We start from the raw sequence: 16,755 nt of genomic DNA, 5'->3' as shown, positions 1-16,755 counted from the left end.
CGCTTGACAGGCAGTAACGGAATCTCTCGAATCGGGCATCCGTGAGGAAAATTTCGTTTACGTGTCCGAAACTTGATTGCCCGGTGCCCGATATGCGAACGCCGCTGCCGCGATCCCACCGATGCCCGAACTGACACGGTTTCAGCCCCCGGACACGCCGGAGGCCCGGCTCTCCGCGGGGCGGTGGGCCGGGCCTCCTGGCGGCTCTGGGGCCGGACGTGCGACACCCGCCGGCCGCCGCTCCCTGCGGCGTCCGGCGGGTGCGTTGAGCGCTTGGTCAGCCGTTCTTGGCGCGGCTCGCGGCGCGGGCGCGCTCACGGCCGTCCAGGTTCACCTTGCGGATGCGAACCGACTCCGGGGTGACCTCGACGCACTCGTCGTCGCGGCAGAACTCCAGGGACTGCTCCAGGGAGAGCTTGCGCGGCGGGACGATCGCCTCGAACGAGTCGGCCGAGGACGACCGCATGTTCGTGAGCTTCTTCTCCTTGGTGATGTTCACGTCCATGTCGTCGGAGCGCGAGTTCTCGCCGACGATCATGCCCTCGTACACCTCGGTGCCGGGGTCGGTGAACAGCACTCCGCGCTCCTGGAGGTTCGTCATCGCGAACGCGGTGACGGCACCGGCGCGGTCGGCGACCAGGGAACCGTTGTTGCGGGTCGCCAGCGGGCCGAACCACGGCTCGTGGCCCTCGTGGATCGAGTGGGCGATGCCGGTGCCGCGCGTGCCGGTCAGGAACTCCGTACGGAAGCCGATGAGGCCGCGGGACGGGACGACGAACTCCATGCGGACCCAGCCGGAGCCGTGGTTCGACATGTTGTCCATCCGGCCCTTGCGGACGCCCATGAGCTGCGTGACCGCGCCCATGTGCTCCTCGGGCACGTCGATCGTCATGCGCTCGACCGGCTCGTGCGTCTTGCCGTCGATCTCCTGCGTGACCACCTGCGGCTTGCCGATGGTCAGCTCGAAGCCCTCGCGGCGCATCTGCTCGACCAGGATGGCCAGCGCCAGCTCGCCGCGGCCCTGGACCTCCCACGCGTCCGGGCGCTCGGTGTCGAGCACGCGGAGGGAGACGTTGCCGACCAGTTCGCGGTCGAGACGGTCCTTGACCTGGCGGGCGGTGACCTTGCGGTCCTTGACCGCGGCCTTGTTCTCCGCGCCCTTGCCCGTGCCGCCCCGGCCGACGAGCGGCGAGGTGTTCGTGCCGATGGTCATGGAGATGGCCGGCTCGTCGACCGTGATGAGCGGCAGCGCGATCGGGTTCTCCGGGTCGGCGAGGGTCTCGCCGATCATGATGTCCGGGATGCCGGCGACGGCGCAGATGTCGCCCGGGCCCGCCATCTCGGCGGGCTTGCGGGTGAGCGCCTCGGTCATCAGCAGCTCGGTGATGCGCACGTTGGACATCGTGCCGTCGCGCTTGATCCACGTGACGGTCTGGCCCTTGCGCAGCTCGCCCTGCTCGACGCGCAGGAGCGCGATGCGGCCGAGGAAGTTGTCGGCGTCCAGGTTGGTGACGTGCGCCTGGAGGGGCGCCTCCGTGTCGAACTCCGGAGCCGGGACGTGCGAGAGGATCGTGGAGAAGAACGGCTCCAGGCTGTCGCTGTCCGCGGGGACGGTGCCGTCCTCGGGCTTGGTCAGCGAGGCGACGCCGTCACGCGCACACGCGTAGACGATCGGGAACTCGATCTGGTCCTCGTCGGCGTCGAGGTCGAGGAAGAGGTCGTACGCCTCGTTCACGACCTCGTCGATGCGCGAGTCCGGACGGTCCGTCTTGTTGATGCACAGGATGACGGGCAGGCGGGCCTGGAGGGCCTTGCGCAGCACGAAGCGCGTCTGGGGCAGCGGGCCCTCGGACGCGTCGACGAGCAGCACGACCGCGTCGACCATCGACAGACCGCGCTCGACCTCGCCGCCGAAGTCGGCGTGACCGGGGGTGTCGATGATGTTGATCGTGATGACGTCGCCGCCATCCTTGGGGTGGTACTTGACGGCCGTGTTCTTGGCCAGGATCGTGATGCCCTTCTCACGTTCCAGGTCGTTGCTGTCCATCATGCGGTCGTCGAGCGACTCGGCGGCGTGCGCGGCGAAGGCACCGGCCTGCTTGAGCATGGCGTCGACCAGGGTGGTCTTGCCGTGGTCGACGTGGGCGACGATGGCGACGTTGCGGATGTCGTGGCGCGTGGCCATATTGAGGCGCTTCTCCCGGAGTGAGTGGACGGCCTCCGCTGAGCGGGGCCTGCCGGGCTGGACACGCCACGGCCTTACCCCATCGTACGTGGCCTTGACGGGGACGGCCTCCGCGGGCTAGACCGCCGGACCTCCGGAGCGCCCCGCCCGCCCCGCCATCAGGCGCTCCACGGGTCGCGGCGGATCCGCCGCGGCGGCCCTCCCGGACCGCGCCGCGCCTCCCCGCCGCAGGGCCGTCACCCTCCGTGACGTCCGCGGTGCGGCGCCGTCGTGCGGTGACGCCGCCGTCCCCGTGTCCCGCGGGTGACCGCGGGACACGGGGACGGCGGTGGTGCGGGGGCGATACCGGGCCCGGGGCTATTCGCCCTTCTTCTCCGTTTCGTCCTTCTTCTCCGTCCTGCCGTCCTTCTCCGTCCTGCCCTTCTTCTCTGAGCCGTCCGCCTTCTCGTCCTTGCCGTCCTTGCCGTCCTTGCCCGACTTCGCGCCGGTCGAGGGGTTCCCGTGCGACGGCTGCGGGCCGTGGGCGCCCTTCTTCAGGAAGCCCATGTCCTCGTAGACCGGGGTCTGGAACCCGAAGGCCCCCGCGTTGGCGAGGCCGTCGCGGACGGCGGCGAGCTGGGGCCGCTGGTAGAGCGGGATGGAACCCGCGGCGGCCCAGATCCGGGCGTCCGCCTTGCGCACCAGGGCGCGGGACGCGTCGGCGTCCAGTTCCGCGACGGCCTGGTCGAAGAGCTGGTCGACCTGGTCGGTGCCGACCCTCGTGTAGTTCTGCTCGACGTTCAGTGAGCCGTCCGCGGCCGGGACCGGCTTGGAGTAGATGGGGCGTGCGTCGGTCGCGGGGAACGCGGAGGCGGGCCAGGAGTAGAGCGCCAGGTCGTACTGGCCCGAGGCGATGTGGTCCTTGAAGTAGCTCTCGTCGGCGACCTTGGAGATCTCCGTACGGATGCCGATACGTTCCAGCATCCGCGCGATGCGCTCGCCGACCGTCCGCAGCGACTCCGAGCCCGGCCCCGAGGGGAGCACGAACCTGAGGGTCAGCGGCCGGCCGTCCTTGGCGAGGGGCCCGGCGGCGGCGCGGCCCGGTGCGGCCGTGCCGGCGGGAGCGTACGCCCCGGCGGCTCCACCCGGCTTGAGCTGCTGCTTCCCGTCCTGGGCGAGGTTCTTGCTGGCGCCGTCCTTGCCGTCCTTGCCGTCCTTGCCGTCCTTGCCGTCCTTGCCGGTCTTGCCGTCCTTGCCGGCACCCTCGCCCGACGACCGCTCGGCCGTCCGGGCACGGAGTTCGGCCCGTTCGCGTTCGGTCAGGGGCGCGGGGGCGAGCACGGCGGAGCTGCCGTTGTCGCCGGGCTTGTCGTCGCCGAGGTCGTACGTGCCGTCTTCGTCCGAACTCCCGCCCCCTCCCTTGCTCTTGCCCTTGCCGGTCCCCTCGCTGTTCTCGGACCCGCCGGCGCCCTTCGTGTCCTCGGAGTCGTCCGACTTCTCGGAGGCCTTCGCGCCCGCGGCCTCCTTCGGCTTCTTCTCCTCCTTGACGGCACCGCCCGCCACCCATCCGGCGTCCGAGAGGAGCGCCTGCGCCTCGCGGGTGTCCTGGCCGCCGAGAGCTCCGCTGCCGTCGGCGTACGCGTGCTGCCCGGCGAGCGCGAGGTGGCTGCCGACCGGCTCGGCGGGCAGCCCCAGCGGGCGGAGCACGGCCTTGGCCAGCGCGTCCCGGTCGAGGGCTCGGGCCACGGCCCGGCGCACCCGCTCGTCGGCGAGCGGCCCCTCGGAACCGTTCAACGCGAGCTGGGTGAAGGACGGTTCGAGGGACTTGCGGACCACGAAGCCGCGCAGGGAGGCCTGCTCCTCGGCGTACTTCGCGACGGCCTTCCTGCGCTTGGCGCGGGCCGTGAGCTCCTCGTCGGCGTCGTCCTCGTCGGAGCCGTTCGCGACCGCCCAGGAGCGCAGCGCCTTGCCCGAGGTGAGGTCGGCGGCGGGACCGCCCGCCGCCGGGGCGCCCCTGCCCGCCTTCCTCTCGCGCGCCGCGAGGGCGATGCGTTGCGCCTCGGCGGCGTCGATCTCGGCGAGGTCGAGCCGCCCGCCCGCGAGGGCGGCGACCCGCTTCTCCCGCGGCACCGCGCGCAGCACCAGTTGCGAGAGCTTGGCCGGACTGCCCCACCAGCGCGGGTTGCGCTTGAGCGTGATGTCGCCGGCCTTGCGGTCGACGGAGGCGATCGCGAAGGGACCTGCGGTGACCTTGAGCTTGCGGCGGGCGCCGTCGTTGAAGCTGTCCGGGGTCCCCATGACCTCCTTCGGGTACAGCGGGGAGAACAGCGACTTCCAGTCGGCGTACGGCCTGCTGAAGGTGACCCGGACCTCCAGGTCGCCCGCACCGCGTTCGATCTTCTCGATCCGCTCGTACCCGGCGTTGCGGGCCGTCCAGTACGCGGTGTCCTTGCCGGACAGCGCACGCCACTGCGCGGCGAAGTCGGCCGCGCCGATCTCCCGTCCGTTGCTCCAGACGGCCTGCTGGTTGAGCTTGTAGAGCACGACCTGCTTGGGCTCTCGGTCGACGACCTTCGCCGACTCCAGGTAGTCCGGGTTGCGCTGCGGCCGGCCGTTCGCGTCGAGGCGGTACATCGAGGGCAGGACGGCACCGGCGACCCGGGAGGTCGCCGCGTCCGCGTCCGCCTGGAAGGTGTTGAGGGTCTCCGGCAGGGCGTCCACGGCCCAGCGCACCTTGCCGCCGTCGGCGACCAGATCGCGCCCGGCCGGGGCGATGTCCTGACCTGCCGTGGGCCTGGCCGCCTCGTCCTGCTCACTGCAACCGGCCAGGGCCGGCACAGCGAGCACGCCCGCCGTGAGGAACGCGACCGAACGCATCACCGCGCGCGGTCCGACGCCGTCGTGGGACATGACTTACCTCCGGGGGCGCTGCTTGATCACGTTTGGCGGTATATGGAGTTCATCTGATCTATCGCCCACTGAAGGGGAGCCCGTCCGGCTCCGGGCCGCGACACGGCGATGGGCACGCGGAAGCCCACCCGTGCGGCCCAACGGCGCGCGCCGGGCCCGGTCCGCCGGGGCGCACGCGCGGCGCGCGCGGACAGCACGATCCAGTAATCCCGTGCAGATCCCTTCACACGGACTGATGTGGCGCGCAACACTCGCAGGCGCATGAACGTTGCCGCCTTGGACCCGACAGTCCGTGGAAGTGAGGGCAAGTCATGTCCGTGCACGACGACCTGACGTCAGTCCAGCGCTGTCTCGACGACCTGCTGAGGTCCGTGGGGCGCCTGGAGCAGCAGATGGGGGGCGGCCTCGAGATGCGCCGGGTGCGCACCGACGCCGATCACCTGCGGGAGAGCGTGGCCCTGCTGCGCGAAGCCGTTCCGGCCCTCGCGGCGCCGCGCCGCCCCGACCTCCTCACCATCCCCGACACCCCGTACGACACGACCCTGTGGACGGACTCCGACGACGAGGGTCTCGGCGCCCGCGACCGCCACGCCCCCTGATCCCGACCGGAGCTTCGAGTTGGCCACTGGTACGGAACCTCATAGCAAGAGCGGCGGTGTACGGAACCGTACGCGCGCCGCGATCGACGCCCCGCACCTGCGGACCGACCGCTGGTGGCTGGCACCCGCCGCCACCGCGGCCGGGCTGCTGGCGTTCGTCGTCTACTCGACCTGGCGGGCCTTCGCGAACGCCGACTACTACGCCGCCCCGTACGTCTCGCCGTTCTACTCGCCCTGCCTGGCGGAGAACTGCGAGCCCATGCGCGGCGGCCCGAACTGGGAGATCTTCGGGAGCTGGTGGGGCCTGTCCCCCGCGCTGCTCATCCTGATCTTCCCGCTCGGCTTCCGCCTGACCTGCTACTACTACCGCAAGGCCTACTACCGGGGCTTCTGGGCCTCGCCGCCGGCCTGCGCGGTCGCGGAGCCGCACGGCGCGTACACCGGCGAGACCCGCTTCCCGCTGATCCTGCAGAACCTCCACCGCTACTTCTTCTACTTCGCGGTGCCGGTCGCCGGCATCCTCACGTACGACACGGTCCTCGCCTTCCGCGACGAGCACTACGCGTGGGGGCACATGGGGCTCGGCACGCTCGTGTTCCTCGTGAACATCGTGCTGATCTGGGCGTACACCCTGTCCTGCCACTCCTGCCGGCACATCGTCGGCGGGAAGCTCAAGCACTTCTCCAAGCATCCCGTGCGCTACCGCGCCTGGCAGCTCGTCGGCAAGCTGAACGCCCGTCACATGCAGCTGGCCTGGGCGTCGTTGGTGAGTGTCGCACTCGCCGACTTCTACGTGTACCTGGTCGCGTCCGGCGCCTTCGACGATCCGAGGTTGTTCTGATGTCCGTGGTCGACCGGCAGGAGTGGGACGTCGTCGTGGTCGGCGCCGGGGGCGCCGGCCTCAGGGCCGCCGTCGAGGCGCGGGAGCGGGGCGCGCGCACCGCCGTGATCTGCAAGTCGCTGTTCGGCAAGGCGCACACCGTGATGGCCGAGGGCGGCATCGCGGCGTCCATGGGCAACGTCAACTCGGGCGACAACTGGCAGGTCCACTTCCGCGACACCATGCGCGGCGGGAAGTTCCTCAACCAGTGGCGGATGGCCGAGCTGCACGCCCAGGAGGCCCCGGACCGGGTGTGGGAGCTGGAGACCTGGGGCGCGCTCTTCGACCGCACGAAGGACGGGCGCATCTCCCAGCGCAACTTCGGCGGCCACGAGTACCCGCGTCTCGCCCACGTCGGCGACCGCACCGGACTCGAACTGATCCGCACACTCCAGCAGAAGATCGTGTCGCTCCAGCAGGAGGACTTCGCGGAGACCGGTGACTACGAGTCCCGGCTCAAGGTCTACCAGGAGTGCACGGTCACCCGGATCCTCAAGGACGGCGACCGGGTGTCCGGCACGTTCTGCTACGAACGCGAGTCGGGCCGCTTCTTCGTGCTGGAGGCCCCGTCGGTGATCGTGGCGACGGGCGGCATCGGCAAGTCCTTCAAGGTGACGTCGAACTCGTGGGAGTACACCGGCGACGGGCACGCGCTGGCCCTGCTCGCGGGGGCGCCCCTGCTGAACATGGAGTTCGTGCAGTTCCATCCGACCGGCATGGTCTGGCCGCCGTCGGTGAAGGGCATCCTGGTCACCGAGTCCGTGCGCGGGGACGGCGGGGTGCTCAGGAACTCCGAGGGCAAGCGGTTCATGTTCGACTACGTCCCGGACGTCTTCAAGGAGAAGTACGCCCAGTCCGAGGAGGAGGGCGACCGGTGGTACGAGGACCCGGACCACAACCGGCGGCCCCCTGAACTGCTCCCCCGGGACGAGGTGGCGCGGGCCATCAACTCCGAGGTGAAGGCGGGCCGCGGCTCGCCGCACGGCGGGGTCTTCCTGGACGTGTCGACGCGGATGCCCGCCGAGGTGATCAGGCGCCGACTGCCGTCCATGTACCACCAGTTCAAGGAGCTGGCGGACGTCGACATCACCGCCGAGGCGATGGAGGTCGGCCCCACCTGCCACTACGTGATGGGCGGGATCGCCGTCGAGTCGGACACGGCGGCGGCCCGCGGCGTCCCGGGGCTGTTCGCCGCCGGCGAGGTCGCGGGCGGGATGCACGGGTCCAACCGGCTCGGCGGCAACTCCCTCTCCGACCTGCTGGTGTTCGGGCGCCGGGCGGGGCTGCACGCCGCCCGGTACGCGGCCTCCGCCGTGCAGACCGGGCGCCCCGCCGTCGACGAGACCGAGGTCGACGCGGCGGCCGCGGAGGCGCTGCGGCCCTTCTCGGCCGAGGGCCCGGAGCCGGGCACGGGGACCGGTACGGAGGCGGCCCTTCCCGGCCGGGACGCCGTGCCCGCCGCGGGCCGGCCGCCGGAGAACCCGTACACGCTCCACCAGGAGCTCCAGCAGGCGATGAACGACCTCGTCGGCATCATCCGCCGGGAGGCGGAGATGGAGGCCGCGCTGGAGAAGCTGGCCGAGCTGCGCGTACGGGCCCGGCGGGCCGGGGTCGAGGGGCACCGGCAGTTCAACCCGGGCTGGCACCTCGCGCTCGACCTGCGGAACATGCTGCTGGTCAGCGAGTGCGTGGCCCGGGCCGCGCTGGAGCGCACGGAGTCCAGGGGCGGCCACACCCGCGAGGACCACCCCGGGATGGACCGGGCCTGGCGGCGCCTGAACCTGCTCTGCCGGCTGGCCGACCCGACGGGCGGGCTGGCGGCGACCGATCCCGTGCGCGGCCAGATCGACCTGTCCCGCGAGAGCACCGAGCCCATCCGCCCCGACCTGCTCGCCCTCTTCGAGAAGGAGGAGCTGGTCAAGTACCTCGCCGAAGAGGAGCTCTACGAGTGAGCAGCTATGAGGCCCGCTTCAAGGTGTGGCGCGGCGACGTGGACGGCGGGGGCCTGGAGGACTTCGGCGTCGAGGTCAACGAGGGCGAGGTGGTGCTCGACATCATCCACCGGCTCCAGGCCACGCAGGCGCCCGACCTGGCCGTGCGGTGGAACTGCAAGGCGGGCAAGTGCGGTTCGTGCTCGGCGGAGGTCAACGGGCGGCCCCGGCTGCTGTGCATGACGCGGATGTCGGTGTTCACGCGCGAGGAGACGATCACGGTGACGCCCCTGCGGGCGTTCCCGGTCGTACGGGACCTGGTGACGGACGTCGGCTTCAACTACACGAAGGCACGGGAGGTTCCGGCGTTCGTACCGCCCGCGGGGGTGGCACCCGGCGAGTACCGGATGATGCAGGAGGACGTCGACCGCCCGCAGGAGTTCCGGAAGTGCATCGAGTGCTTCCTGTGCCAGGACACCTGCCATGTGGTGCGCGACCACGAGGAGAACAAGCCGGCGTTCGCCGGGCCGCGCTTCCTGATGCGGGTGGCCGAGCTGGACATGCACCCGCTGGACGCGGCCGACGAGAACGGCCTCGACCGCAAGCGCGCGGCACAGGACGAGCACGGGCTCGGCTACTGCAACATCACCAAGTGCTGCACCGAGGTGTGCCCGGAGGGCATCAAGATCACTGACAACGCGCTGATCCCGCTGAAGGAGCGGGCCGTGGACCGCAAGTACGACCCGCTGGTCTGGCTGGGGTCCAGGATCGGACGCAGGTCCTCGTCCTCGTAGCCCGGCACGGCCCGGCCGGTTTCCGGGGCGCTTCCCGGAACCGGCCGCGGGTCCGGCGCGTGCGCGTCGGGGCGGCAGGACTCCAGGGCCGTACGCCGTGCCGTCGGCGAGCGCGGTGCGGGGCGGGTGCGCCGCGCTCTCAGAACAGGCTCAGCAGGGCCTCCGCGGGGTCCGTGAGACCCGTTCCGCCGTTGGGCAGGGGGAGTTCGAACCACACCGTCTTGCCGCGCGGGGTGCGGCGCGAGCCCCAGGCCGCGCTGAGCAGGCCCACGAGTTGGAGGCCGCGGCCGCCCTCGTCCGTGTCCCGGGCCCGGCGCCGGCGGGGCTGGACGAGTCCCGCGTCCCAGACCTCGCAGACCAGGGTGCGGTCGAGCAGGAGGCGGAGCCTGATCTCGCCCTCGCCGTACCGCAGGGCGTTGGTGACGAGTTCGCTGACGAGCAGTTCGGTGGTGTCGACCAGCGGTTCGAGGTCCCAACTGAGCAGTTGGCCCCGCGCGTACTCGCGCGCCCGGCCCACGCTGCGCGGCTCGCGCGGCAGCGTCCAGTCCCCGACCGATTCGGCCGGCAGCCCCTGGACGCGCGCCATCAGCAGGGCGATGTCGTCCTCGCCGTGGTGGGTGTCGAGGGTGTTGAGAACGTGGTCGCAGACGTCCTCCAGCGGGCTGGAGGGGTCCGTGAGGGCCCCCACGAAGGCCTGGAGGCCCTCGTCCAGGGGATGGTCGCGCGATTCGACGAGACCGTCCGTGTAGAGCGCCAGGAGGGCGCCCTCGGGGAGCTCCACCTCGACCTCCTCGAACGGCTCGCCGCCGACGCCCAGCGGCATCCCGGGCGGCACGTCGAGCATGAGGGCGCTCTCCCCCGGCTCGACGAGGACCGGCGGGAGGTGGCCCGCGTTGGCGAAGGTGCAGCGGCGCGTGACGGAGTCGTAGACGGCGTACACACAGGTGGCGAGGTAGACCTCGGACAGGTCGGCGTCCCGGGACTGGCGGGCACCGCGCGTAGATTGCTGCACGCCGCCGGGTGTTCCGAGACCGCGGGCGATCTCGTCGAGGGCGGAGAGCACTTCCGCCGGTTCCAGGTCCAGGAGGGCCAGGGTGCGTACGGCCGTGCGGAGTTCGCCCATCGCGACGGCGGCGCGCAGGCCTCGGCCCATCACGTCGCCGACCACCAGAGCCGTGCGGTGTCCGGGCAGTTCGATGACGTCGAACCAGTCGCCGCCGACCTCGGTCGCCGCGTTCCCCGGCAGGTAGCGGCAGGCGATGTCCAGGCCGGAGGCCTCCGGGTCGCCGGGCGGCAGGAGGGAGCGCTGCAGGATCAGCGCGCGTTCGTGCTCACGCCGGTACAGGCGGGCGTTGTCCATGCACACGGCGGCGCGGGCGGCCAGTTCCACGGCGAGGGCGCGGTCGCGCTCCCCGAACGGCTCGCTGCCCTTCGTACGGGAGAACTGGACCAGGCCGACGACGGTGTCGTGGGCCACCATCGGCACGGCGAGGGTGGACTGGATCAGGCCGCCCTCCTCGGCGGGGACGACCTGCGGGCGGGCGGTGCGCAGGGCGTCCGCGCAGGGCGAGTTGAAGGCGTAGTGGTGGACGGCGCCGACGCCCACGGGGGCCTGGCCGCCGATGAACGGGGCGTCGGACACGGCGCTGGCGTAGGCGACGCGGCGCAGCCCCGCGCTGCCGTCGGCGAGGCCGGGCGGCGTCTCGTCGCCCGCGAGGAGCCCCTGGTACAGGTCGACGGAGGCGAGGTCGCAGAAGCCCGGGACCGCCACGTCGAGGAGTTCGCGGGCCGTGGTCTCCAGGTCGAGGGAGTTCCCTATGCGGGCCCCGGCCTCGTTGAGAAGGGCGAGATTGCGCCGGGCGTGCGCGGCCTCACGGGCGGCGGCACGGCGTGCGGTGATGTCCGTGCCCAGCCAGGCGATGCCGATCGGACGCCCCGAACCGCTGTGCACGCGGTAGAGGTTGATCGACCAGTGCCGCCGGTCGCTCGAACCGGGCACCGTGCCCGTGACCAGCATCTCCGTGACGGATTCGCCCGTCTCCAGGACCCGGTTGAGGATCGCCGAGACGCGCTCCGCCTCACCCGGCGGCAGGTAGTCCCTGACGGTGCGTCCGCGGTGGTCGTCGACCGTGCCGCCGAAGATCGAGGCGAAGCGCCGGTTGGCACGCCGGATGCGCAGATCGGGGTCGATCAGGAGGAATCCGAAAGGAGATTGACCGAATATCGCCTGCGAGGCGGCAAGGTCCGTCTCCATCTGACGCAGTGTCCGCACGTCCACGACGATGCACACCGCGGCCCGCTCGCCCTCCTCGGTCCGCGTCGGCATGACGTAGACCTCGGCGAGCCCTTCGACGGCGCCGCCCGTGTCGTCGGACTCCGGCAGCCGGAAGGGGACCACGCCGGTCCACTCCCGGCCGTCGAGGACCTCGGCCATCTTCCGCTGGCCCAGCTCGCGCCGGTCCTCGGCGACGAAGGCCTCGATGGGGTCCATGCCGACGGCGTGCTCGGCCGGGATGCCGAAGAGCTGCTCGGCCCGCATGCTCCACTGGTCGACGAGACCGTCCGGGCCGATCGAGAACGAGGCGACCTTGATGTAGTCGTAGATCGATCCGGGCGGGCTGCTCTGCCACACGACCTCGCCCGAGGGCTCGGTGGTCCAGGCGTCGCGCGCCCCGCCCGTCGCGGGCACGGCGGCATCGCCTGTCGTCGCATCAGCCCTCGCGCCGCCCGACGGGTCCTCTGACTCCGTGGCCTTCGCTGGTATCTCGCTCACGCGAACCGTCCCCTCCAGCTCACCGCGCCCGGCATCGGTCACCGGGGGCGGCTGCCCGCAGTATCCAGCACTACGGTGCCGCACAACACGGTGTTCACGATCACAGCACGGTCCCGATGCTTTTTGGACCGGCCGCGACAAACACTCCCAGTCTTCTAACCACGTGGCACCCCGTCGAACCACGTACTCCGCCCCGCTCTCGCATCCGGGTGCGGCCGGCGGCCCGTCCACCCGTCGGGGACCGCTTCCCCGGCGCCTCCCCGTCAGCCCGGCACGGGGAGTTCGAACCACACCGTCTTGCCCGTACCCCCTGGTCGCGTCCCCCAGCGGCGGGAGGAGTTCGCCACGAGCTGAAGTCCCCGGCCGGTCTCGTCCTCCGGTTGCGCCGACCGCTCACGGGGTGGGTCCGGCAGCGGGTCGGAGACCTCGACCAGCAGGGCGTCCAGCGGTCGGGAGGGGCGTACGAGGCGTACGCCGATGGGGCCGGTGGCGTGCCGCAGGGAATTCGTCACCAACTCACTGACCAGCAGCACGGTGATGTCGCCCAGGGAGTCGAGGCCCCAGGAGTGGAGCTGACCCCGGACGACGCCGCGGGCGGTCCGGACGGCGCCCGGATCCGCGGGAAAGGTCCACTCGGCGACGTCGCCCTCGGCGTGGATCACGCAGATCACTCCCAGCCCAGAAGTGGACCATGTCCGGTTTCATGGGGTTAATGGGCACATACCCGATATCACCGACGAATACCGTGTGCGGGAGTGTGCTGTGGCCCGAACGACGTACGGCTCCCCGGTCGGCCGTACCGCCGCACGCGTTCCGACGCCCGAGGGTCCCACGCCCGGCGGGCGCCGCACATCCCGTGGACCCGAGTGCACCGCGATGCGGCGCTCACACCTCCGGGAGGCGCCTGCCCGGCCGTCACACCGCCGGACCGCCTCAGTCGTCCGGGGCCCCGTCGCCCCAGGGGCCGCGCGCGACCTCCATCACGGCGGCCACGTCCTGGTCGAGCCACTCCACGTCCCACAGCTCGTCCGGGGTCAGCCAGCGGAGTTCGTCGTGGTCCTGGAGGGGTTCGGGGTCGGGCGACCCCGGCACCAGCCGGGCCGTCCAGACGTGCAGCGTGTACGGCGCCTTCAGCGGGAACTCGCCCGGGACCCGGGCCAGTGCCTGCGACTCGACGCCCAACTCCTCGCGCAGTTCGCGCACGAGCGCCCCCTCGGGAGCCTCTCCGGGCTCGACCTTGCCGCCGGGCAGCTCCCAGCGTCCGGCCAGCTCGGCGGGCGCGCTGCGGCGGGCGGCGAGGAGCCGCCCCCCGTGCAGCACGGCGGCTCCCACCACCACGATCCGTTCGGTCATGCGCCGGAGCCTACGGGAGCCGGGAGGCCGTTCCCGCGTCGGTCACTTCACGCCGTTCTGACCGATCCGCTCGACCCAGTACAGCTGCTTGTGCCCGCGCTCATCGAGACTGTCCGCGATCTTCTGGGCCTCGGCCCTCGTCGCGTACCTGCCGACGCGGTAGCGATTGCCGTTGTCGTCCTGCCGTATGACGAGCCAGGGCAGAGTGATCGTGCCGTCATTCATCGCGCCCCTCCACTCCCCGCCCCCGGCTCGCGCCCTGCCCCGTTCCATAAGGAAACCGCAATCCGCATATGCCCGAGCCTACGCCTAACCTTCACGCAGCGAATACGGCTTTTCACAAAGAGGTATGCGACAGGTACGCAACCGGCCAGTGCGGGCGGGGCGCGTCTCGCGGGTGCGCCCCCGGGGCAGCCCCCGGAGCACCTCTCGGGTCCGGTGGACGGCGTCGGGACCCGACGGCGGACCGGTCCCGAGAAAGACCGGATTCCACCGGCATGTGCACGGCGTCCACCGCCCGTTCGGGCGTGGTTCCCGATGTGCTCGCCCGAGTCGCCCCGGGGGCGCGCCCGTTCGAGCCGTGCGTCCGGACCGCGGGTCCCGTCCGGCGTCCGGCCGGACCTCCCGGACGGTCCGGCCGGACCTCCCGGACCGTCCGGCCCCGACGGGACCGGCACCCTCGCCCGGGCCCCGGACTCACGGTCCCGCCCCGGGCCACGGCTCGGGCGCCCACGTCCTGCGCCCCGAACCGCCCCGCCTCCCGAACTTTCGGAATTGCGAACCCCCGGGCCCCCGAACCCCCGGGACCACAGACTTCCGGACCTCCGGCTTTCCGAGACTTCCGGTCCTCCGGTTTCCGGTTTGCGGCTTCCGGCTTCCGAGACTTCTGGGCTCCGGGGCCCACCGACTTCCCGGCCTCCGAGACTTCTGGCCTCCGGCCTTCCGGGGCTTCCGCGCTTGCCGTCTTCCCGGCCTCCCGGCCTCCCGGCCTCCGGGCTGCTGTGCCTGCCGACCTCCCGGTTCCCGCGAGGCATCCGGGCTCCCGAGCCGACGGGCCCGCCGGCTTCCCCGCCCCGGGACCCCGGGCTCCAGGGCGGGGCCCCGGGAACGACGGCTTCGCGAGGCTCCCCGCTACTTCACCGGCAGGTGGTAGGCGATCCGGTACCGGTCCGCCGGGACCACGACGTCCGCCGTCTCCACCGGCCGCCCCGACGCGTAGTAGGTGCGCTGGATGACCAGCACGACGTGCCCCGGCACGCCCCCGAGGGCCGACAACTCCTCGGCCAGACCGGGGCGCGCGGCCACTTCCTCCGTGACGTTGTCCACGATCACCTCGATGGCCGCCATCCGCTCGACCACGCCCATGCCGCCGAGCGGCCCCTCCTCGGGAAGCATCACCGGCGTGCGGCCCGTGACGGCGAGGGGCTCCCACGAGGTGGAGAGCATCATCGCCTCGCCCGCGTCCCGGAAGACGTACTTCGTGCACATCACCCGGTCGCCCGCCTCGAGGCCCAGGCGCTCGGCGATCGCGCCGCTCGCCTCGGCCTGCGCGCTGTGGGACTCCCACGTACCGCGCACGGAGAGGTCCGCCTGCTCCTGACGGAACGGCGTCGCGCCGCTGTCCGGACGGTAGCCGGAGCGGGCGACACTGCGCGGCACGGGGCGCTCGCGCACGTACGTCCCCGACCCCGACCTGCCCTCGACCAGCCCCTCGGCCATGAGCACCTTGCGGGCCTCCAGGGCGACGGTGTCCGAGACTCCGTACTCCTCGCGGATTCTGGCTTGGGACGGGAGCCGCGTGTGCGGTGGCAGCGATCCGTCGGTGATCTTCCTGCGAAGATCACCCGCGACGCGCAGATACGCCGGCTGCTCACCGAATGTCACTGGCCACTCCCGTTCGAGTTGTACAGACAGCAACAGGGTGGCAACCGTGGGTTGTACGGGGCAAGCGCAGGCCAAAGAATCACTCGATGTGATGACTCTGCGGCGCCGGGGGCATAACCAGGCACTTTCTGCCCCCGACAGCCGCCGTCACACCTCGGCGCCCGCCCCCGGACCGTCTCCGGCGCCCCCGCCCCCGTCTGCGTCCTCCTCCTGGACCGGCGGGGTGGTCTCCAGCCCCAGGGCCTCGCGTGCCGGGACCGTGTTCTTGCCGTCGATCAGGTCCATCGCCAGTTCGTAGTGCTCGTAGTAGGCGTCCGCGTCCTCGGACCGGGCCGCCTTCGCCCACTCCTTGCGCGCCTTCTCCAGGTCCTCGACGAGTGCGGCGACGGGGGCCTTCGCGTCGGCCGGCCAGGTGTGGCCGCGCAACATGCCGACCTGCTCGGCGATGCCCTCCGACATGCGGGTCGCCCACTTCCGGTGACCGGGCAGGTCGTCCTCGACGTACGCCTCCTCGGGGGCCGACTCCATGGCCTCGTTCAGGACGTGGGCCGCCTGCAGGTAGGCGAACGGGTCGGGGCCGAGGGTCGTGCCGTCCTGGCGCAGCGAGCCGGTCAGCCCGCCCTTCTCGTCCATGTTGCCGAACAGGCAGCTGATCTCGCGGTCGCCGAGCCCCCAGCTCTCCCGGGTGGGCGTGAAGTAGTAGATGTCGACGTTCTCCGGGACGGCCCAGGTGTCCATCGCGTACTCGTACTGAAGGGTGTGGCACCTCTCGTCGGCGGCGTCGGTGATTCCGTCGTCGCCGGGGTAACGGCCTTCCGGCAGGGTGAAGTTCGCGAAGACCTCGCCGTCGTGCTCACCCTCGCAGGACACCGTGTCGACGTCGTAGGCCATGCCTTCGAGGGAGCCGCCGGGCACGTCGAAGCACTCGCCCTCGTGCACGGAGAACGTGACGCCGTTCCCGCCCGCCCCGCGCGCCCCCTCCTTGACGCCCTCCCAGAAGTCGCCCGCGACGCCGCCGACGAGACCCGCGACGAGCAGGATCGCCCCCGCCCCGGACAGGACCGCCCCGGCGACCGCCATGCCCTTGCCCCGCTCGCCCCGCTTCCTGATCTGCGCGAGCGCGACGACCCCGAGGACCAGTCCGACGAGCGGCAGGAAGCACAGGATGCCCAGCACGAGTGCGGCGATCGCGAGACCGTTGACGGGGGCCGGACTGGTGTACGGGGAGTAGCCGTTCCCCCAGGGCCGGTAGCCGTACGGGCCCGGCGGCGGGCCGGGGTGGGGACCCTGCCCCTGGCCCGCGTACGGCCCCGGCGCCTGTCCCGGTACCGTGCCGTACGGCCCCTGGGGGCCTCCCGGCGGCGGGAACTGCCCCTGGGGCGGCTGCCCCTGGGGCCCGGGGGGCGGGGGTGTCTCCACTGGTCCGGTGCTCCTCGTCCGAGTGATGCGCGCCCGTGGCGCAGGAAC

The 16,755-nt window shown here is 71.9% G+C and carries 12 protein-coding genes; 4 read left to right on the top strand and 8 right to left on the bottom strand.

Annotated elements, in window-relative coordinates; genetic code table 11:
• Nucleotides 1-277 precede the first annotated feature (277 nt).
• Nucleotides 278-2,185 carry a translational GTPase TypA gene (gene typA, locus IE265_RS01695; RefSeq protein WP_190033449.1) on the bottom strand — a complete coding sequence of 636 codons (1,908 nt, stop codon included), beginning with the start codon at nt 2,183-2,185 and terminating at the stop codon, nt 278-280.
• A gap of 357 nt (nt 2,186-2,542) precedes the next feature.
• The gene (locus tag IE265_RS01690; RefSeq protein ID WP_190033448.1) at nt 2,543-5,074 is read right to left on the bottom strand and encodes an ABC transporter family substrate-binding protein; all 2,532 of its coding nucleotides are present in this window, start codon (nt 5,072-5,074) and stop codon (nt 2,543-2,545) included.
• 311 nt (nt 5,075-5,385) lie between these two features.
• On the opposite strand from IE265_RS01690, the gene IE265_RS01685 reads away from it, so the two are divergent.
• From IE265_RS01685 to IE265_RS01670, 4 genes are read left to right on the top strand one after another with little or no spacing between them, the layout of a single operon-like run.
• Nucleotides 5,386-5,673 (top strand): Rv0250c family protein, encoded by a 288-nt coding sequence (locus tag IE265_RS01685; protein ID WP_190033447.1) that lies wholly within the window; start codon nt 5,386-5,388, stop codon nt 5,671-5,673.
• Nucleotides 5,674-5,692: 19 nt separating this feature from the next.
• Nucleotides 5,693-6,514, top strand: a complete 822-nt coding sequence (gene sdhC / locus IE265_RS01680) for a succinate dehydrogenase subunit SdhC (protein WP_190033446.1) — start codon at nt 5,693-5,695, stop codon at nt 6,512-6,514.
• Nucleotides 6,514-8,505, top strand: coding sequence for a fumarate reductase/succinate dehydrogenase flavoprotein subunit (locus IE265_RS01675; protein ID WP_190033445.1), 1,992 nt, complete (start codon nt 6,514-6,516; stop codon nt 8,503-8,505). The genes sdhC and IE265_RS01675 overlap by 1 nt, the downstream gene beginning before the upstream one ends.
• On the top strand, nt 8,502-9,278 hold the full coding sequence (locus tag IE265_RS01670) for a succinate dehydrogenase/fumarate reductase iron-sulfur subunit (protein WP_190033444.1): 777 nt from the start codon (nt 8,502-8,504) through the stop codon (nt 9,276-9,278). The genes IE265_RS01675 and IE265_RS01670 overlap by 4 nt, the downstream gene beginning before the upstream one ends.
• 139 nt (nt 9,279-9,417) lie before the next feature.
• Here the strand turns inward: IE265_RS01670 and IE265_RS01665 are convergent, their stop codons facing one another.
• The 6 genes from IE265_RS01665 to IE265_RS38920 form a co-directional block, all read right to left on the bottom strand.
• Nucleotides 9,418-12,051 (bottom strand): SpoIIE family protein phosphatase, encoded by a 2,634-nt coding sequence (locus IE265_RS01665; protein WP_190033443.1) that lies wholly within the window; start codon nt 12,049-12,051, stop codon nt 9,418-9,420.
• A gap of 263 nt (nt 12,052-12,314) precedes the next feature.
• Nucleotides 12,315-12,722, bottom strand: a complete 408-nt coding sequence (locus tag IE265_RS01660; RefSeq protein WP_190033442.1) for an ATP-binding protein — start codon at nt 12,720-12,722, stop codon at nt 12,315-12,317.
• A gap of 262 nt (nt 12,723-12,984) precedes the next feature.
• Nucleotides 12,985-13,404 (bottom strand): (deoxy)nucleoside triphosphate pyrophosphohydrolase, encoded by a 420-nt coding sequence (locus tag IE265_RS01655; RefSeq protein ID WP_190033441.1) that lies wholly within the window; start codon nt 13,402-13,404, stop codon nt 12,985-12,987.
• Between the two features lie 42 nt (nt 13,405-13,446).
• A complete protein-coding gene (locus tag IE265_RS01650) occupies nt 13,447-13,629 on the bottom strand; it encodes an SPOR domain-containing protein (RefSeq protein ID WP_190033440.1) in 183 nt (60 codons plus the stop codon).
• Between the two features lie 906 nt (nt 13,630-14,535).
• Nucleotides 14,536-15,288 (bottom strand): GntR family transcriptional regulator, encoded by a 753-nt coding sequence (locus tag IE265_RS01645; RefSeq protein WP_190033439.1) that lies wholly within the window; start codon nt 15,286-15,288, stop codon nt 14,536-14,538.
• Between the two features lie 147 nt (nt 15,289-15,435).
• Complete coding sequence (locus IE265_RS38920; RefSeq protein ID WP_190033438.1) at nt 15,436-16,707, bottom strand: DUF4190 domain-containing protein; 1,272 nt, start codon at nt 16,705-16,707, stop codon at nt 15,436-15,438.
• Nucleotides 16,708-16,755: the final 48 nt, after the last annotated feature.

The organism is Streptomyces fructofermentans, assembly GCF_014651055.1.
In the GTDB taxonomy this organism is placed as follows: domain Bacteria; phylum Actinomycetota; class Actinomycetes; order Streptomycetales; family Streptomycetaceae; genus Streptomyces; species Streptomyces fructofermentans.
The sequence above is the reverse complement of the archived record's forward strand: the minus strand, read 5'-3'. Positions and strand labels throughout refer to the sequence as shown.